This is a genomic window from Halopseudomonas formosensis (assembly GCF_900115905.1).
In the GTDB taxonomy this organism is placed as follows: Bacteria; Pseudomonadota; Gammaproteobacteria; order Pseudomonadales; family Pseudomonadaceae; genus Halopseudomonas; species Halopseudomonas formosensis.
The window spans coordinates 38541-55974 of sequence record NZ_FOYD01000016.1; the positions used below are offsets into that span (position 1 = coordinate 38541).

Consider the following 17434-nt stretch of genomic DNA (forward strand, 5'->3'; position numbering starts at 1 on the left):
GCCATGGAAACCATTGACCGGCGCGGCAAAGCCTCCGTATACTCCGCGCGGCTTGTCCGACGCCTCGGTGGCGGAATTGGTAGACGCGGCGGATTCAAAATCCGCTTCTGGTGACAGAGTGGGAGTTCGATTCTCCCCCGGGGCACCATTTCCCAGGGCACTTCCCAGGGAATGGCCCTCAACAGCTCAGACAAGCATGAAAAACCGGCCCGGAGCCGGTTTTTTTGTGGGCGATTACTGCCCTCCCCTGCCCTGAAGGCAGAGGAGGAAACAGGCCTTACTGCTGATCCAGGTACTTTTCCGCATCCAGCGCCGCCATGCAACCGGCACCAGCCGAGGTAATGGCCTGGCGGTAGACATGATCGGCCACGTCACCGGCGGCGAACACGCCCGGGATATTGGTCGCGGTGGCGTTACCTTCGGTGCCGCTGTTGATCTTCAGATAGCCATCCTTCATCTCCAGCTGACCTTCGAACAGGCTGGTGTTGGGGGTATGACCGATGGCGATGAAGACGCCGGCCAGGGCGATGTCTTCCTTGCGGCCGTCGTTGAATGCCAGGCGCATGCCGGTGACGCCGCTGTCATCGCCCAGCACCTCATCCAGATTGGCGTTGAGTTTCAGCTCGATCTTGCCCTCGGCAACCTTGGCCATCAGCTTGTCGACCAGAATCTTCTCGGCGCGGAAGGTATCGCGGCGGTGTACCAGGGTGACCTTCTTCGCGATATTGGCCAGGTACAGGGCCTCTTCCACAGCGGTATTACCGCCACCGATCACGGCCACATCCTGGTTGCGGTAGAAGAAACCGTCACAGGTGGCGCAGGCCGACACACCCTTGCCCATGAAGGCCTCTTCCGAGGGCAGCCCCAGGTAGCGGGCGGAGGCACCGGTGGCGATGATCAGGGCGTCGCAGCTGTACTCGCCCTGGTCGCCGGTCAGCACGAAGGGGCGCTGCTGCAGGTCCACCTTGTTGATGTGATCGAAGACGATTTCGGTCTCGAAGCGCTCGGCGTGCTTGCGCATGCGCTCCATCAGATCCGGACCCTGGAGACCTTCAACGTCGCCCGGCCAGTTGTCCACCTCGGTGGTGGTGGTCAGCTGACCACCCATCTGCATGCCAGTGATCAGCAGCGGCTTGAGGTTGGCCCGTGCGGCGTAGACTGCGGCGCTGTAACCAGCCGGGCCGGAGCCCAGAATGATCAGACGGGAGTGGCGTGCTTCAGACATTGATTCCTCCAGATCACCGCCGCAGCGGTATGATTGAAATTCACCGCCTGCATGGTAGAGCACTGAGCAGGCGAAGAATACTGCTGTCACTATATCAGGCGCATAGTGTATCCCTATTGCCGCTGACAAAGGACTACTGATGACCCAAGCCATTGCTCCCCTGCGTGGTTCAGGCTACCTGCGCGAAGGCTGGCAGCGCATCCGCCAGCCCGGCCTGCGCCGCTTTCTGGTGATTCCGCTGCTGCTCAACCTGGCGCTGTTTCTGGCGCTGATAGGCTGGGGCGCACGCCAGTTCAACTACTGGATGGATCGCCTCATGCCCCACCTGCCCGACTGGGCCGCCTTCGTTGAATGGCTGCTGTGGCCGCTGTTCGCGCTGGTGGTACTGCTGGTGCTGTTTTTCGGCTTCAGCATGCTGGCCAACCTGATTGCCTCGCCCTTCTACGGCTTTCTGGCCGAGAAGGTCGCCGAGCAGGAACGCGGGCTGGTCAGTCCACCGACCGGCTGGCGGGAGATCGTCATGGTGGTGCCCCGCAGCCTGGGCCGTGAATGCCGCAAGATCGTCTATTACCTGCCCAGACTCATCGGGCTTTTGCTGCTGACGCTGATTCCCGTGGTCAACCTGGTGGCGTCACCCCTGCTGCTGGTGTTCGGGGTATGGATGATGGCGGTGCAGTACATCGACTACCAGGCGGATAACGATCAGGTGGGATTCATCGACATGCTGCGCTGGATGCGCGGGCATCGGGGAGTGTCACTGGGCTTCGGTCTGCCGGTGTACGTCGGCATGCTGATTCCGCTGGTGAACCTGCTGGTGATGCCGTCGGCGGTGGCCGGCTCTACCCTGCTGTGGGTACGGGAAGGCCCCGGCCCCCGCTCGGCGGCCTGACCGGTTCAAGCGTACTGCTGTTCCGGCCCGGCCACCGGAACAGCAGTCGAACAGATCAGTTCAGCGCCTTCAGAGCCTCGCGGCTGAAGGGCAGGATCTCGTCAATCCGGCCTTCACGCAGCTTGGTTGCCCACTCCGGATCGGAGATCAGCACCCGGCCCACCGCGACCAGATCGAACTCCTGATTGTCCAGACGCTGCAGCAGATCGTCGATGTTGGCGTCGGTCTTGGCGACCTTGTCGGTCTTGACCATGTACTCGAGGAACTCGCTGTCCAGGCCCACGCTGCCCACGGTGATGCAGGGCTTGCCGGTAATCTTGCGGGTCCAGCCGGCCAGGTTCAGGGAAGACCCTTCGAACTCCGGCTCCCAGTAGCGGCGCTGGGAGCAGTGGAAGATGTCCACACCCGCTTCAGCCAGCGGCTTGAGGAACTGTTCCAGCAGCTCCGGCGTGGGCGCCAGACGTGCGGTGTAGTCCTGCTGCTTCCACTGGGAGAAACGGAAAATGATCGGGAAATCGGGGCCAACCGCTTCACGCACCGCGCGGATGATCTCCACCGCGAAGCGACCACGGTTTTCCATGCTGCCGCCGTACTCGTCGTCACGCTGGTTGGTACCTTCCCAGAAGAACTGGTCGATCAGGTAGCCATGGGCACCGTGCAGCTCGACCGCATCGCAACCGATTGCCTTGGCATCCTTCGCCGCCTGGGCAAAGGCCCGGACCACATCCTGAATATCCTCATGGGTCATGCCATGAACGATCAGCTTGTCGTCCTTGTATTTGGCCATGGGACCGAAGCCCGGCACGCTCGGGTCGGGCTCGGTGCCCAGACGACGCACGTTGCCGACGTGCCACAGCTGCGGGGCAAACTTGCCGCCGGCCGCGTGCACGGCATCTACCACCTTCTTCCAGCCAGCCAGTGCTTCTTCACCGTGGAACTGCGGCACGTTCGGATAGCCGTTGGCGGCGCAGTGCGGCACAGTGGTGCCTTCGCTGATGATCAGGCCGACACCGGCAGCGGCGCGACGGCGGTAGTATTCCACCACCTGATCAGTGGGCACACCCTTGGGCGAGAAGTTGCGCGTCATGGGCGCCATCACCAGGCGCGTGGGCAGCTTCAGGGAGCCCAGCTCCACTGGCTTGAACAACAGACTGGCTTGTGCGGACATCGGGCAAACACTCCTGCAAATTGGACTGGAGGGCCACTATAAGGTCAGTTCGACCTTTTTAAACTTGAATTGATGTCAATGATGGCGGGACAGAAATACCTGTCATCCGGATGCGGCGGGGGAACTGCGGGGAAAGCCGGCCCGCAGGCCGGCTCCGGGCACTATCAGTGGTGCACGCCACCGTCGCCATGGATGTGACCATGGGCGATTTCGTCTTCGGTCGCGTCACGTACCGCCGCTACCTTGACTTCGAAGGTCAGGCGCTGACCTGCCAGCGGGTGGTTGCCATCGACAGTGACCTCATCACCGTCCAGGGCAGTGATGGTGACGATCTGCATGCCGCCATCCGGAGCGGAGGCATGGAACTGCATGCCCACTTCCAGCTCGTCAACGCCTTCGAACATGTTGCGACCCAGCACGGCCACCAGATCCGCGGAGAATTCGCCGTAGGCGTCTTCCGGCTCGATGGTCACCTTCAGTTCATCGCCGACCTGCTTGCCATCCAGCTCACGCTCCAGCCCGGGAATGATGTTGCCTGCGCCGTGCAGGTATACCAGCGGCTCGCCGCCTGCGGAGGTGTCCAGTACTTCGCCGGCATCGTTGGTCAGGGTGTAGTCAATCGATACGGCTTTGTTGGCAGCAATCTGCATAAAAAAATCCTGTGAATTGAGGCTTTGAAGCTGTCAGTTTACGCATAAATGCGCGGAAACGCACGGGCGGTTCCCCTGCTGCTGCGCCTGGGGTATAACGGGAGAATTCCAGCTGCGGCGCGGGATGCGCCAAAACAGCCCTCGACTCAACAGCTTAGTAATGGAGCACCATGACCGATCGACTGGTACTTGTCATAAATTGTGGCAGTTCATCCCTGAAATTCGCACTGCTCGGCGAAGCCGATCGCACCCCGGTACTCAGCGGTCTGGCCGAGCGGCTGGGCACGGCCGAGGGGGTGTTGAACTGGAAGGCAGGAGATATCCGCGAGCAGGTGCTCATTGCCGATGGCACCCACCGCTCCGCCATGGCCGAATTGCTGCCGCTGATCAAGCGCTTTGCCCATCAGCCGCTGGCCGCCGTCGGCCATCGTATCGTGCATGGCGGCGAGCATTTCACCGGCGCCAGCGTCATCGACGATAGGGTCATCCAGGCGATCACGGACAGTTCGACCCTTGCGCCGCTGCATAATCCGGCGCAGTTGACCGGTATCAATGAAGCCATGCGAGTGTTCGAGGATATTCCGCACATCGCCATCTTCGATACCGCCTTTCACCAGAGCATGCCGCCCCACGCCTACCGTTACGCCCTGCCCGAGTACCTGTATACCGAACACAGCGTGCGCCGCTATGGCTTTCATGGCACCAGCCATCGCTATGTGTCCCGCCAGGCCAGCCTGCTGATGGGCATGGAGCCCGGCCACGGCGCCTGGCTGACCGCGCACCTGGGCAATGGCTGCTCCACCTGCGCCGTGCTCGATGGCAGAAGTCTGGATACCAGCATGGGGCTGACCCCGCTGGAAGGCCTGGTGATGGGCACCCGCAGCGGCGACGTGGACCCCAACCTGCATTCGCATCTGGCCCGCAACCTGGGCTGGGATCTGGAACGCATCGACAACATGCTCAACCGCGAGAGCGGCCTGCTGGGGCTGTCCGGCCTGTCCAACGACATGCGCACCCTGGTTGCCGCCCGGGCCGACGGCCACGCCGGCGCGAGCCTGGCCATCGACGTGTTCTGCTACCGCCTGGCCCGTTCACTGGCCGGGCTGGCCGTGGCGCTGCCACGTCTGGACGGACTGATCTTCACCGGCGGCATCGGCGAGAACTCGCCCCTGGTGCGCGAGCTCACGGTACGCCATCTGGCTCTGTTCGGACTGGCCATCGACCCCACCGCCAATGCGACACCGCCGGGCAACCCCGCGCGGCAGATCCAGGCCGAGCATTCGCCCGCCATTCTGGTCATACCTACTGACGAGGAGCGGCAGATCGCCGAGGAATGCCTGGCGCTGCTCGATTTCACTGCCACCCAGTCAGCGGAACAGGAAGCCTGATTCATGCATACCTTTTTTCTCGCCCCGACGGGCTTTGGTGTGGGCCTGACGTCGGTCAGCCTGGGGCTGATCCGCGCGCTGGAGCGCAGCGGCCTGCGCGTGCACTTTCTCAAACCCATTGCCCAGCCGCACCCGGGCGACAGCGGACCGGAGCGTTCCACCGCACTGATCAGCCGGACCATGGGATTGCAGCCTCCAGCCCCGCTGGACCTGCATGAGGTCGAACGGCGGTTGGGCAACGGTGAACTCGACGAAGTCATGGAGGATATTGTCAGCCGCTATCGCGAAGCAGCCAGAGACGCGGACGTGGTGGTGGTCGAAGGCATGGTCCCGACCCGCCAGGCGGCCTATGCCGCGCGCATCAACCAGCATATCGCTACCAGCCTGGACGCCGACGTGATCCTGGTCAGCGCCCCGGACGACGACAATCTGGCCAGTCTGGCCCACCGCATCGAGCTGCATGCCCAGGGCTTCGGCGGGCCGAACGATCCCAAGGTGCTGGGGGTAATCATCAACAAGGTGCGGGACCTGGAGCTGGAGGGGGACGTGCCCAGCGACCGCGGTGAGCTCAAGCGCACCCTCAAGGATTACGCGCTGGCACTCAAGCAGGAATCCCGGGTACTGGATACCGAAGGCTTCCGTCTGATCGGCTGCATTCCGTGGCAGGGTGAGCTCAGCGCCCCGCGCACCTCGGATGTAGCCAGCCTGCTCAACGCCCGCATCCTGCATCCCGGCGAGATGCATCAGCGCCGCGTGCGCGACATCATTCTCTGTGCCCGCACCGTACCCAACACCCTGCACCTGTTCCGTCCGGGCACCCTGCTGGTGGTACCGGGGGACAGGGACGACATCATCATCGCCAGCAGCCTGGCGTCGCTGTCCGGTACGCCGCTGGCGGGCCTGCTGTTGACCGGCAACATCGTGCCCGATGAACGCGTCATGCAGCTGTGCCAGCCGGCAGTGGATAACGGTCTGCCGATAGTGCTGGTGGAAACCGGCAGCTTTGCCACCGCCTCCCAGCTCGATCGCATGAACCGGGAAATCCCCGTCGACGACACCGAGCGCACTACCCTGGTGACCGACTTTGTCGCCTCCTATATCGACCATGCCTGGCTGCAGCGCCGCTGCGGGGAAACCACCGAACGCCGCATGTCGCCCCCGGCCTTCCGCTACGACCTGGTGACCCGGGCCCAGCAGGCCGGCAAGCGCATCGTGCTGCCCGAGGGAGACGAGCCGCGTACCGTGCAGGCCGCGGCCATCTGCCAGCGCCGGGGCATAGCCCAGTGCGTGCTGCTGGCCAAGCCCGAGTCGGTGGAAGCGGTAGCCCGCGCCCATCACATCACCCTGCCCGAGGGCTTGCAGATCATCGACCCGGACGAGGTGCGCGAGCGTTATGTGGCCCCCATGGTCGAGCTGCGCAAGGATCGCGGCCTGACCGCGCCGGTGGCGCTGCAGCAGCTGGAGGACAACGTGGTGCTGGGCACCATGATGCTGGCTCTGGACGAGGTCGACGGCCTGGTATCCGGTGCCATCCATACCACCGCCAACACCATCCGCCCGGCCTTCCAGCTGATCAAGACCGCGCCGGGATACAACCTGGTGTCCTCGGTGTTCTTCATGCTGCTGCCCGATCAGGTACTGGTGTACGGCGACTGCGCAGTGAACCCGGACCCCGATGCCGAGGAGCTGGCGGAAATCGCCATCCAGAGTGCGCGTTCGGCCGAGGCCTTCGGCATCCCGCCGCGGGTGGCGATGATCAGCTACTCCACCGGCAGCTCAGGCACCGGCGAGGATGTGGAGAAGGTACGCAAGGCCACCCAGCTGGCGCGCGAGCGCGAGCCGGGACTGTTGATCGACGGGCCTCTCCAGTATGATGCCGCCGCGATTGCCAGCGTCGGCCAGCAGAAGGCACCGGACAGTCTGGTCGCGGGCAAGGCCACGGTCTTCATCTTCCCCGACCTGAACACCGGCAACACCACCTACAAGGCGGTACAGCGCAGCGCCAACGTGATCAGCGTGGGCCCCATGCTGCAGGGCCTGCGCAAGCCGGTGAACGACCTGTCCCGGGGTGCCCTGGTGGACGACATCGTGTTTACAATCGCACTGACTGCCATACAGGCCGATACCCAGAACTGACCGTGACAGGGGCGGCGGCCTGAAAGTGACAACAACCAGGCCGCCGCGCCCTCAAGTGAGTTGCCAGACGATGCTGTTCTTCCTGCCTGCACCCGTTCGCGGGGTTATTTCGCTGCTGCTGCTGATCCTCAACACCCTGTTCTGGTTCAGCCTGCTGCTGCCCTGTTCGCTGCTCAAGGCACTGCTGCCCATCCCGGCCTGGCAGCGTTTTCTGACCCGGGTAATGATCCGCATTGCCGAGAGCTGGATGGCATTCAACAGTGGCTGGATGCGCCTGGCCGGCCGTACCGAGTGGGTCGTCCAGGGTCGCGACCAGCTGGACCATGACGGCTGGTATCTGGTCACCAGCAACCACCAGAGCTGGGTCGACATCCTTGCCCTGCAGCACAACCTCAACCGGCGCATGCCCATGCTCAAGTTCTTCCTCAAGCAGGAGCTGATCTGGGTGCCGGTAATCGGCATCTGCTGGTGGGCGCTGGATTTCCCCTTCATGAAGCGCTACAGCAAGGCCTACCTGGCCAAACACCCGGAAAAGGCCGGTCAGGATCGGCTCGCCACCCAGCGCGCCTGCGAGAAGTTCAAAGCGACCCCGGTGGCGGTATTCAACTTTCTCGAAGGCACCCGCCTGACACCTGAAAAGCATGCACAGCAGCAGTCTCCCTATCGCTACCTGCTCAGACCCAAAGCCGGCGGTATCGCTTTCGTGCTGGATGCCATGGGCGAGCAGCTGCGTTCGCTGGTGGATATCACCATCCACTACCCCGATGGCGCGCCGACCTTCTGGGATCTGCTCAGCGGCCGCATCCGCAAGGTGGTGATGCGCTGCCAGACCCGTACCATTCCGGCGGAGTTTCTCGGCCAGGATTACGACAACGATCCGGAATTCCGCGCCCGCTTCCAGGCCTGGGTCAGCTCGCTGTGGGAGGAGAAGGATGCCCTGCTGGCAGAGCTGCATCGGGAGTATCCGCCGGGAAGGTAGTTACAGGGCGATCACGCTGGACGAGCTGGTGCTCGTCCCTCCCAGGAGCAGTACCTGCTCGTCGACAGGGACGCTGGGGGCGCTAGCCCAAACGAAACCACATGAACAAGAACGGGGCCCGCAGGCCCCGTTCTCGTTGCTCACATCAACCAGGCATCACAGCGGACGCAGGTTGATCTCCACGCGGCGGTTCTGCGCGCGACCTTCGGGAGTGTTGTTGCTGGCGATCGGCTGGCTGGGGCCAACGCCACGGCTGCTGATGCGCGCACCGGATACGCCCTGGTTGGTCAGGTAGGAGGCCACGCTGGAAGCGCGGTCCTGGGACAGGCGCATGTTCAGTTCCAGCGAACCTGTGCTGTCGGTGTGGCCGACGATGTCGATGCCATTCTGGTCGAATTCCTTGAACACCTTGACCAGGGAATTCAGGGTCGGATAGAAGCTGCTGGAAATATCCGCCGAGCTGCTGGCAAAGGTGATGTTGCCCGGCATGACCAGCTGCAGGTTGTCACCGTTACGCACTACCTGCACACCGGTACCGGTCAGCTCCTGACGCAGACGCTGCTCCTGGCGGTCCACATAGTAGCCGTACCCGCCACCCGCGGCGCCGCCAACAGCAGCACCGATCAGGGCGCCCTTGGCACGGTCCTTCTTGCTGGAGGTGGCGGCTCCGATTACCGCGCCGGCCACGGCGCCGGTCCCACCGTAGACGCCGGCCTTGCCTGCCTGACGCTCACCGGTATAGGGGTTGTTGGTACAGCCAGCCAGCAGCGCCACGCAGGCGGAAGCGGCAATCAGTGCTTTGATCTTCATACGCTTTTCCTTGATTCACAAATCATCGTCACCGCAGCGCCCGGAAGGCGGGACGCACTACGGCAGGGGTTGGACCGCACGAATCGGTATTTTATCCCGTTGCTGCAATTATGCTTGATTCATCCGCGAATAAAAGGATTCTCGCGGATCTCGTCACCAATGCGGGTATCCGGACCATGCCCGGTCACCACCACGGCATCCTCGTCCAGGGTGTACAGCCGCTGGCGGATCGAACGCTCGATCTGCGCGTAATCGCCGCCCCACAGGTCGGTACGGCCAATGCCACGGCGGAACAGGGTGTCGCCGGCAATCAGCAACCTGGCTTCGGGGAACCAGAAGCTCATCGAACCGGGGGTATGCCCCGGGGTATGCATGGCCACCCCACACCCGCAGGCCAGCTCCTCGTCGTCCTGCAGCCACTGGTCCGGCGCCGGCACCGGCTTGTACGGCACACCGAACATCCGGCACTGCATCTCCAGGTTGTCCCAGAGGAACTGGTCATCCTTGTGCAGGTGCAGGGTCGCCCCTGTGGCCTTCTTCATTTCGCCCGACGCCAGGAAGTGGTCCAGATGGGCATGGGTATGGATGATGCTGACCAACTTCAGCCCCAGCTGGTTGATCCGATCGAGGATCAGCTGATGATCACCGCCCGGGTCCACCACGATGGCCTTTTTTGTGACGGGATCACCGATGATGGTGCAGTTGCACTGCAGCGGGCCGACCGGGAAGGTTTCACGGATCAGGGTGGGGGTCTGCATGGGTAATCCTTGTGTTACAGCCAGTGAGTTGCCGATATGACCCTAACGGCCGGGGATTTTCAAGCCGGCAGGCCGAGCACGGCTCAGCGCCGGCTGCGCTCGGCCAGATAGGCACGGATTGCCCCGGCGTCCCCGGCAAACTCCACACGCTCGGCCTTGCTCTCGCGCTGATAGACGTACATGGGATCGTAGTATTCGCCCAGCAGCCCCTCAATCCATCCGCGGTGCAGTTCCACCTCGCCGCTGCGGGCCTGCTCTTCCAGCGCCTGCTCCATCAGCAGCCGCAGCCGTGCGTGGCGTTCGCCACCCAGCCGCTTGCGGATATTGTCCAGACTCTGCAGCAGCCGCTGGGAAAACAGCGCGAAGCCCTGCTCGGCGCCGTGCACGCTGTCGAACTCGGCGGCCAGGTCGATCACGTAGTCGCGCAGGATGCGCTGGACACGGTTGCCGAAGCTGTCTTCCAGCCAGACGATGGGAAAGCGCTGCATGCCCTGGGTCAGGGACAGCGGCAGGGAACAGGCACCGATCAGCCGGCTCTCGTCCTCCAGCACGAACTGGCTCTGGCCGCGGGCACGCCGTTTGAGCAGGTCGATGGCCAGGCGGTTCTCGAAGTCGATCTGCCCGGGCTGGCCGGTGGCCCGCTTGCCGAAGCTGGAGCCACGATGGTTGGCATGGCCTTCCAGATCGATGCTGTTGTCCAGTGCGGCAATCACCTCGGTCTTGCCGGTGCCTGTCATGCCACCGACGATGACGAAATCGCATTCGGCCACGGCCCTGTCCGTGGTCTCGATCAGGAAGGTCCGCATGGCCTTGTAGCCACCCACCACCCGGGGGTACTCGATGCCCGCTTCCTGCTTCAGCCACTGCTGCACTATCTGCGAGCGCAACCCGCCGCGGAAGCAGTACAGATAACCCTGGGGATTGGCCCTGGCAAAGGCGGCCCAGGCCTCGATCCGCTGCTCCCTGGTCGCACCGGAGACCAGCTGGTGCCCCAGCTCGATGGCCGCCTGCTGGCCCCGGTTCTTGTAGCAGGTGCCGACCTTCTGCCGTTCGATGTCGGTCATCAGGGGCAGACTCACCGCAGTGGGAAAGGCGCCCCGGGCAAATTCCACCGGCGCGCGCATGTCCATCATGGGCACGTCATCGAGAAACAGCTGGTGATAGTCCTGGGTATCCGGGCGCATCAAAGCACCTCGACGGCGTGGTCGCGACGCTCGACCAGTCGGCCGATGGGCGCCAGCTGCAGGCCCAGCTCAGTGGCCACCGCGAGAAATTCCTGCTCGCCCTCCGGCGCCACCGCCACCAGCAGCCCGCCACTGGTCTGCGGGTCGCACAGCAGGTTGCGCTGCTCGTCGGAGATGGGCGCGACCCGGTCGCCGTAGCTGTCGAAGTTGCGCAGCGTGCCACCGGGGATGCAGCCTTCGGCCAGGTAGTAATCCACACCGGGCAGGCGCGGCACGGCGGCAAAGTCCAGTTGCGCCGTCAGCTGCGCACCCTCGGCCATCTCCACCAGGTGGCCGAGCAGGCCGAAACCGGTGACATCGGTCATGGCGCGAACGCCGGTCAGCTTGCCGAAGCGTGAACCGGGTCGGTTCAGGGTGCACATCCAGTCCCGGGCCAGGCCCGCATCCTGCTCGCGCAGTTTCGCCTTCTTCTCGGCGGTGGTGAGGATGCCGATGCCCAAGGGCTTGGTCAGATACAGCCGGCATCCGGCGGTGCCGGTGTCGTTGCGCTTGAGATACTGTTTTTCCACCACGCCGGTCACCGCCAGTCCGAAGATGGGCTCGGGAGCGTCGATGGAGTGACCGCCGGCCAGGGGAATGCCGGCGGCGTCGCAGACCGCCCTGCCGCCGCGCATGACCTCCCGGGCCACTTCCGGCGGCAGCACGTTGACCGGCCAGCCGAGGATGGCGATGGCCATCAGCGGATCGCCGCCCATGGCGTAGATGTCACTGATGGCATTGGTGGCGGCAATGCGGCCGAAGTCGAAGGGGTCGTCGACAATCGGCATGAAGAAGTCGGTAGTGGATACCACGCCCCGTTCTTCATCCAGGGCATAAACCGCCGCATCGTCGCGGGAGGCGTTGCCTACCCACAGCCGCGGATCGAGGTTCTGCGCCCCACTGCCCGCGAGGATGGTTTCCAGTACCCTGGGGGAAATCTTGCAGCCACAGCCGGCTCCATGGCTGTACTGGGTCAGGCGGATCGGCTCGCTCATCGGCACTCTCGGCAGAAAAAAGTCAGGCCGCAGATATTAGCAAAGCTGCGCTTTGCCCTCACCCTCCGTATAATTGCCGCGCTCTTTCACCAATCAGCAGCGGCGGTCGTCCGGCCACCCACTACTGAATTTTTTCCGCCATTGAACCGGAGAACTTTCCATGCTCAAACGTACCCTCGCACTGACCAGCGCCCTGGTCCTGTCGCTGACCGCCCTGGCCAGCCAGGCGGCCGATGTCCTCAGGGTCAGCGCCATCCCCGACGAAGCACCGACCGAACTGCTGCGCAAGTTCCAGCCGCTGGGCGCCTACCTGGAACAGGAACTGGGCATGAAGGTGGAATTCGTACCTGTGGCCGACTACCCGGCGGTGGTCGAGGCGCTGGCCACCGACCGGCTGGACATGGCCTGGCTCGGCGGCTTCACCTTCGTCCAGGTGTACCTGAAGACCGGCAATGCCATTCCGCTGGTTCAGCGCGAACAGGACGCCGAGTTCATCAGCAACTTCATCACCGCCAACCCCGAGGTGAATTCCCTGGCTGACCTCAAGGGCAAGACCTTTGCCTTCGGCTCGATCTCCTCGACCTCCGGCAGTCTGATGCCGCGCTACTTCATGCTGCAGGACGGCATCCAGCCGGAGAGCTTCTTCAGCCGCATCGGCTACTCCGGCGCCCATGACGCCACCGCCGCCTGGGTTCAGGCCGGCCGGGTAGATGCCGGCGTGCTCAATGCCAGCGTCTGGGACAAACTGGTCGCCAACGACAAGGTGGATACCAGCAAGGTACGGGTATTTGCCACCACCCCCACCTACTACGATTACAACTGGACAGTGCGCGGCACCCTGGATCCGGCTCTGGCAGGGAAGATCAAGCAGGCCTTCCTCGCTCTGGATCCGGCCAACCCGGCACACAAGGAAATCCTCGACCTGCAGGCGGCCAGCCGCTTCATCGAGACCGAGCCGGCCAACTACAAGGGCATCGAAGAGGCTGCCCGCGCCGCTGACCTGCTGAAATGAGCCTGCGCCTGTCCGGCGCCGGTCTGCAGCACGGTAATGGGGTCCACGCCCTGCGGGGGGTGGATCTGCATATCGCCGCAGGCGAACGGGTCGCCATCATAGGACCATCCGGGGCCGGCAAGTCCAGCCTGTTGGGGATCATGGCCAGCGCACTGCGCCCGACCAGCGGCGATCTGCAGCTGCTGGAGGAGGATCCCTGGCGGCTGTCGTCCCGGGCACGGCAACGCCTGCGCTCACGTATCGGCCTGATCCATCAGGCGCCACCCCTGCCACCGCGCCAGCGGGTAGTCACCGCGGTGCTGGCTGGGCGGCTCGGTCAGTGGGGTCTGGGCCGCAGCATGGTCAACCTGCTGCATCCGCTGGACATTCCCGGCGCCCGGGCGGTACTTGCCCAACTGGATCTGGCTGACCGGCTGTTCGCCCAGTGCCAGCAGCTGTCGGGCGGGCAGCTGCAGCGGGTTGGCATTGCCCGCGCCCTCTATCAGGACCCGAGCCTGCTGCTGGCGGATGAGCCGGTCTCGGCCATGGACCCGGTGCTGGCCGACCATACCCTGCGCGTACTCTGCCGCCATGCCGAAAGCCGGGGCGTGACTCTGGTCGCCAGCCTGCATGCGGTGGAACTGGCGCTGGCGCACTTTCCCCGGATCATCGGCGTGCGCGCCGGGCAGATCGCCTTCGACCGGCCCGCGGGCGAGGTCGACCCCGAGCTGCTGGATGCCCTCTATGCCAATGAGCAGCTGGTATCCCCGCCCCTGCCCACGGCCAGCATGGAGCTGCAGATACCCCGATGCTGACCCGCGACAGCCGAGATCCCGCCGCCCTGCCGCGGCTGCTGCTGACCGCTGTGGCCCTGGCCCTGCTGTGGCCGGGCATCCAGCTCGCCGAGCTGGATCTGGGCGTGCTGCTGGCTGCCGACAGCCAGAGCGAGATGGGCCGCTTCGTCGCCGCTTTCTGGCCACCGGCGCACGCCCCCGATTTCCTGCGACTGCTGCTTGATGCCACCTTGCAGACCCTGGCGATCGCTACCGCCGGCATGGCCCTGGCGCTGGTGGTGGCGATTCCCACCGGGCTGCTGGCCAGCCGGGCCCTGTCCCTGTCCGCTGCCTCCCGGGGCGGTCGCCCCGGCGTGCTGGGCCAGGCGCTGCGCTGGCCGGTGCGCGCGCTGCTGATTTTCCTGCGCAGCGTCCCGGAAATCGTCTGGGCCCTGCTGTTTGTCCGCGCCGTGGGCCTGGGCCCCACCGCCGGCGTACTGGCGATTGCCATCACCTATGCCGGCATGCTCGGCAAGGTCTATGCGGAGATCTTCGAGTCGGTGGACCGCCGGCCGATGCATGCCCTGCTGCAGGCCGGCGCCGGGCGTCTGAGCGCCTTCTGCTACGGCATACTGCCCAACGCCGCCGCCGAGCTGACCTCCTACACGGTGTACCGCTGGGAATGCGCCATCCGCGCCTCGGTGGTCATGGGCTTTGTCGGAGCCGGTGGCCTGGGCCAGCAGATCGACCTGTCCCTGCGCATGTTCGCCGGTGACGAGGTTGCCAGCATGCTGCTGACCTTCCTGCTGCTGGTACTGCTGGCCGACGGCCTGAGCCGGGTGCTGCGCGGGAGGCTGGCATGAGGCGGACGGTCAACCTGCTGTTGCTGCTGGCCACGCTGGTCGCCGTGGTGGCCTCCTTTGTCTATCTGGGTCTGGACCTGCTGTTCCTCGGTCAGGCCGACAACCTGCGCCAGATGGGTGCCTACGCCGCGCGCTTCCTGCAGCCGGATCTGAGCCAGACACAGCTGCTGGCGGTGGGTCGCGGTGCGCTGGAGACCTTGGCCATGTCCGCCCTGGGCACCCTGCTGGCCGCCCTGCTCGGCCTGGCATTGGCGCTGCCCGCCGCCGGCCGTTTCGGCTGGCCGGCCCGGGCCCTGGTGCGGCTGGTGCTCAATGCCCTGCGGGCCATACCCGAGCTGGTATGGGCGGCGCTGATGGTACTGGCCGCCGGACTGGGCCCCAACGCCGGCACCCTGGCGCTGGCCCTGCATACCGCCGGAGTGCTCGGGCGGCTGTTTGCCGAAGCCCTGGAGAACACCCCCACCGCCCCGGCCGAGGCCATCCGCCTGCAGGGTGGCGGGCAGATCACGGCCTTTTTCTACGGCACCCTGCCCAACCTCTGGCCGCAACTGCTGGCCTATACCCTGTACCGCTGGGAGAACAACATCCGCATGGCCAGCGTGCTGGGCTTTGTCGGTGCCGGCGGTCTGGGCCAGATGCTGTATATCAGCCTGAGCCTGTTCCAGGAGGCCCAGGCCAGCACCGTGATCATCGCCATGTTGCTGCTGGTGCTGGCAGTGGATGCCCTCAGTGGCTGGAGCCGCCAGCAGTGGGTGCGTGGCGCCTGAGGCGGGGACGGGGGAAAGATCGGGCCATTAGCTGACTGGCGGCCTGCGGAAGCGGGCCGATCCATGTACAATTGGCCGTTTTTTGGCCAGAACCGGCCGCTACGGATCCCTTCCCATGACTGCACCCGCTGAACAAGGCCAGCTCAAACGCGGCCTGTCCAACCGCCACATCCAGTTGATCGCCCTGGGCGGCGCCATAGGTACCGGCCTGTTCCTCGGCTCGGCGGGCGTCATGAGCAGCGCCGGCCCATCGATGCTGCTGGGTTACGCCATCGGCGGGTTCATCGCCTTCCTGATCATGCGCCAGCTCGGCGAGATGATCGTCGAGGAGCCGGTGGCCGGCTCCTTCAGTCATTTCGCCCACCGCTACTGGGGACCCTTTGCCGGCTTCCTGTCGGGCTGGAACTACTGGGTGCTCTATATCCTGGTCGGCATGGCCGAACTGACGGCGGTGGGCAAGTACGTGCAGTACTGGTACCCGGAGATTCCCACCTGGGCCACGGCGCTGGCCTTCTTCGTGCTGATCAACCTGATCAACCTGACCCACGTGAAGGCCTTCGGCGAGGCGGAATTCTGGTTTGCCATCGTCAAGGTCGGTGCCATTGTCGGCATGATACTGCTGGGGCTGTATCTGCTGGTCTCCGGCGCCGGCGGCGAACAGGCCAGCGTCAGCAACCTGTGGACCCACGGCGGCTTTTTTCCCAACGGCATCGGCGGACTGGTGGCGGTGATGGCTGTGCTCATGTTCTCCTTCGGCGGTCTGGAGCTGGTGGGCATTACCGCGGCCGAGGCGGAGAACCCGCGCAAGTCCATTCCCAAGGCCATCAACCAGGTGGTGTACCGCATCCTGCTGTTCTATATCCTGGCGCTCGGCGTGCTGCTATCGCTGTACCCCTGGGACAGCCTGGTGCAGACCCTCACCTCGGGCGACGATGCCTACGCCCGCAGCCCCTTCGTGCAGATCTTCTCGCTGATCGGTAGCGATACCGCAGCCCATGTGCTCAATTTCGTGGTGCTGACCGCAGCGCTGTCGGTGTACAACAGCGGCGTCTACTGCAACAGCCGGATGCTCTATGGTCTGGCTGAACAGGGTGACGCCCCGCGCCTGTTCCTGCGCCTCAACCGCCGCGGCGTGCCGGTGATGGGTATTCTGATATCGGGGCTGATCACCCTGCTGTGCGTGGCGCTGAACTATGTACTGCCCGAGGGTGCACTCATCATCCTGATGTCGCTGGTGGTGGCGGCGCTGGTACTGAACTGGGCGATGATCTCCCTGACGCACCTGATGTTCCGTCGCAGCATGCAGCAGCAGGGCGTGACCCCGACCTTCCGCGCGCTCTGGTCGCCCTTCGGTAACTGGCTGTGCCTGGCCTTTGTCGGCTTCATCCTGGTGGTCCTGCTGCTGGACAGCAGCACGCGGCTGTCGGTCTTTGCCCTGCCGGTGTGGGTAGCGGTGATAGGCATCTGCTATCTGCTCAAGCGCCGCGCGGCCTGAACCACCGCGGACGAGCTGGTGCTCGATGAGATGGTCTCCTCCCTCTCCCTCATACGGCGTCGTGATGCGCCAGAGGAAATAGATGCTAAACATCTATTGAGAAACGAGAAGAGACAGGAGGAGACCATGAACAAATCTACGACAATCGGTATCGATCTGGCAAAGACTGTGTTCTTCGTTGTGGTATTGGACCAACGGGGCAAACAGGCTCGACGCAAGAAGCTCCGTCGCAGCGAGCTTCTGCCGTTTCTGGCGAACTATCCCGAAGCGATGATTGCCATGGAGGCCTGCTCGGGTGCCCATTATTGGGCCAGGGAGATGGAG

General features: G+C 64.4%; 16 protein-coding genes, 1 tRNA gene and 1 pseudogene. 11 read left to right on the plus strand and 7 right to left on the minus strand.

The genetic code is table 11. The features are described from left to right. Window positions 1-61 precede the first annotated feature (61 nt). A tRNA-Leu gene (locus tag BM046_RS15235) sits at window positions 62-148 on the plus strand. Between the two features lie 129 nt (window positions 149-277). Here the strand turns inward: BM046_RS15235 and trxB are convergent. Beyond that, a complete protein-coding gene (gene trxB / locus BM046_RS15240) occupies window positions 278-1225 on the minus strand; it encodes a thioredoxin-disulfide reductase (RefSeq protein WP_090541002.1) in 948 nt (315 codons plus the stop codon). Between the two features lie 139 nt (window positions 1226-1364). On the opposite strand from trxB, the gene cysZ reads away from it, so the two are divergent. Beyond that, window positions 1365-2114: a sulfate transporter CysZ gene (gene cysZ, locus BM046_RS15245; protein ID WP_090541005.1), complete on the plus strand. Its 750-nt coding sequence runs from the start codon at window positions 1365-1367 to the stop codon at window positions 2112-2114. Between the two features lie 55 nt (window positions 2115-2169). On the opposite strand, the gene BM046_RS15250 is transcribed toward cysZ, so the two are convergent. Together BM046_RS15250 and BM046_RS15255 are read right to left on the minus strand one after the other, a co-directional pair. Further along, on the minus strand, window positions 2170-3282 hold the full coding sequence (locus tag BM046_RS15250) for an NADH:flavin oxidoreductase (protein WP_090541008.1): 1113 nt from the start codon (window positions 3280-3282) through the stop codon (window positions 2170-2172). 164 nt (window positions 3283-3446) lie between these two features. Beyond that, a complete protein-coding gene (locus BM046_RS15255; protein ID WP_090541010.1) occupies window positions 3447-3932 on the minus strand; it encodes an FKBP-type peptidyl-prolyl cis-trans isomerase in 486 nt (161 codons plus the stop codon). A 170-nt stretch (window positions 3933-4102) separates the two neighbouring features. On the opposite strand from BM046_RS15255, the gene BM046_RS15260 reads away from it, so the two are divergent. From BM046_RS15260 to BM046_RS15270, 3 genes are all read left to right on the plus strand, one after another. Continuing rightward, window positions 4103-5320, plus strand: a complete 1218-nt coding sequence (locus tag BM046_RS15260; protein WP_090541013.1) for an acetate kinase — start codon at window positions 4103-4105, stop codon at window positions 5318-5320. A gap of 3 nt (window positions 5321-5323) precedes the next feature. Next, entirely contained in the window at window positions 5324-7456 is a 2133-nt protein-coding gene (pta, locus tag BM046_RS15265; RefSeq protein ID WP_090541016.1) for a phosphate acetyltransferase, read from the plus strand. Between the two features lie 70 nt (window positions 7457-7526). Next, window positions 7527-8435, plus strand: coding sequence for an acyltransferase (locus BM046_RS15270; protein ID WP_090541019.1), 909 nt, complete (start codon window positions 7527-7529; stop codon window positions 8433-8435). Window positions 8436-8591: 156 nt separating this feature from the next. Here BM046_RS15270 and BM046_RS15275 read toward each other — a convergent pair whose 3' ends face one another. The 4 genes from BM046_RS15275 to selD form a co-directional block, all read right to left on the minus strand. Beyond that, entirely contained in the window at window positions 8592-9245 is a 654-nt protein-coding gene (locus BM046_RS15275) for a YiaD family glycine zipper/OmpA-like lipoprotein (RefSeq protein ID WP_090541021.1), read from the minus strand. Window positions 9246-9364: 119 nt separating this feature from the next. Continuing rightward, window positions 9365-10003: an MBL fold metallo-hydrolase gene (locus BM046_RS15280; RefSeq protein WP_090541024.1), complete on the minus strand. Its 639-nt coding sequence runs from the start codon at window positions 10001-10003 to the stop codon at window positions 9365-9367. A gap of 83 nt (window positions 10004-10086) precedes the next feature. Continuing rightward, entirely contained in the window at window positions 10087-11187 is a 1101-nt protein-coding gene (mnmH, locus tag BM046_RS15285; protein WP_090541027.1) for a tRNA 2-selenouridine(34) synthase MnmH, read from the minus strand. Beyond that, window positions 11187-12221, minus strand: a complete 1035-nt coding sequence (selD, locus tag BM046_RS15290; protein ID WP_090541030.1) for a selenide, water dikinase SelD — start codon at window positions 12219-12221, stop codon at window positions 11187-11189. The genes mnmH and selD overlap by 1 nt, the downstream gene beginning before the upstream one ends. A gap of 160 nt (window positions 12222-12381) precedes the next feature. Here selD and BM046_RS15295 point away from each other — a divergent pair, with 160 nt between their 5' ends. From BM046_RS15295 to BM046_RS15320, 6 genes and pseudogenes are all read left to right on the plus strand, one after another. After that, window positions 12382-13233, plus strand: a complete 852-nt coding sequence (locus BM046_RS15295) for a putative selenate ABC transporter substrate-binding protein (RefSeq protein ID WP_090541037.1) — start codon at window positions 12382-12384, stop codon at window positions 13231-13233. Then, window positions 13230-14027 carry a phosphonate ABC transporter ATP-binding protein gene (locus tag BM046_RS15300; protein ID WP_090541039.1) on the plus strand — a complete coding sequence of 266 codons (798 nt, stop codon included), beginning with the start codon at window positions 13230-13232 and terminating at the stop codon, window positions 14025-14027. Before BM046_RS15295 ends, BM046_RS15300 begins: the two co-directional genes overlap by 4 nt. Continuing rightward, a complete protein-coding gene (locus BM046_RS15305) occupies window positions 14021-14848 on the plus strand; it encodes a PhnE/PtxC family ABC transporter permease (protein WP_090541042.1) in 828 nt (275 codons plus the stop codon). The genes BM046_RS15300 and BM046_RS15305 overlap by 7 nt, the downstream gene beginning before the upstream one ends. Continuing rightward, window positions 14845-15615, plus strand: coding sequence for a phosphonate ABC transporter, permease protein PhnE (gene phnE, locus BM046_RS15310; RefSeq protein ID WP_090541045.1), 771 nt, complete (start codon window positions 14845-14847; stop codon window positions 15613-15615). Before BM046_RS15305 ends, phnE begins: the two co-directional genes overlap by 4 nt. Window positions 15616-15730: 115 nt before the next feature. After that, window positions 15731-17110, plus strand: coding sequence for an amino acid permease (locus BM046_RS15315; RefSeq protein WP_090541048.1), 1380 nt, complete (start codon window positions 15731-15733; stop codon window positions 17108-17110). Window positions 17111-17236: 126 nt separating this feature from the next. Then, window positions 17237-17434 (plus strand): annotated as a pseudogene (locus BM046_RS15320) (IS110 family transposase); the annotation flags it as partial.

Coding starts and splice junctions, on each gene's coding strand:
- trxB (WP_090541002.1), bottom strand. CDS start 1,225: ATGTCTGAAGCACGCCACTCCCGTCTGATCATTCTGGGCTCCGGCCCG.
- cysZ (WP_090541005.1), top strand. CDS start 1,365: ATGACCCAAGCCATTGCTCCCCTGCGTGGTTCAGGCTACCTGCGCGAA.
- BM046_RS15250 (WP_090541008.1), bottom strand. CDS start 3,282: ATGTCCGCACAAGCCAGTCTGTTGTTCAAGCCAGTGGAGCTGGGCTCC.
- BM046_RS15255 (WP_090541010.1), bottom strand. CDS start 3,932: ATGCAGATTGCTGCCAACAAAGCCGTATCGATTGACTACACCCTGACC.
- BM046_RS15260 (WP_090541013.1), top strand. CDS start 4,103: ATGACCGATCGACTGGTACTTGTCATAAATTGTGGCAGTTCATCCCTG.
- pta (WP_090541016.1), top strand. CDS start 5,324: ATGCATACCTTTTTTCTCGCCCCGACGGGCTTTGGTGTGGGCCTGACG.
- BM046_RS15270 (WP_090541019.1), top strand. CDS start 7,527: ATGCTGTTCTTCCTGCCTGCACCCGTTCGCGGGGTTATTTCGCTGCTG.
- BM046_RS15275 (WP_090541021.1), bottom strand. CDS start 9,245: ATGAAGATCAAAGCACTGATTGCCGCTTCCGCCTGCGTGGCGCTGCTG.
- BM046_RS15280 (WP_090541024.1), bottom strand. CDS start 10,003: ATGCAGACCCCCACCCTGATCCGTGAAACCTTCCCGGTCGGCCCGCTG.
- mnmH (WP_090541027.1), bottom strand. CDS start 11,187: ATGCGCCCGGATACCCAGGACTATCACCAGCTGTTTCTCGATGACGTG.
- selD (WP_090541030.1), bottom strand. CDS start 12,221: ATGAGCGAGCCGATCCGCCTGACCCAGTACAGCCATGGAGCCGGCTGT.
- BM046_RS15295 (WP_090541037.1), top strand. CDS start 12,382: ATGCTCAAACGTACCCTCGCACTGACCAGCGCCCTGGTCCTGTCGCTG.
- BM046_RS15300 (WP_090541039.1), top strand. CDS start 13,230: ATGAGCCTGCGCCTGTCCGGCGCCGGTCTGCAGCACGGTAATGGGGTC.
- BM046_RS15305 (WP_090541042.1), top strand. CDS start 14,021: ATGCTGACCCGCGACAGCCGAGATCCCGCCGCCCTGCCGCGGCTGCTG.
- phnE (WP_090541045.1), top strand. CDS start 14,845: ATGAGGCGGACGGTCAACCTGCTGTTGCTGCTGGCCACGCTGGTCGCC.
- BM046_RS15315 (WP_090541048.1), top strand. CDS start 15,731: ATGACTGCACCCGCTGAACAAGGCCAGCTCAAACGCGGCCTGTCCAAC.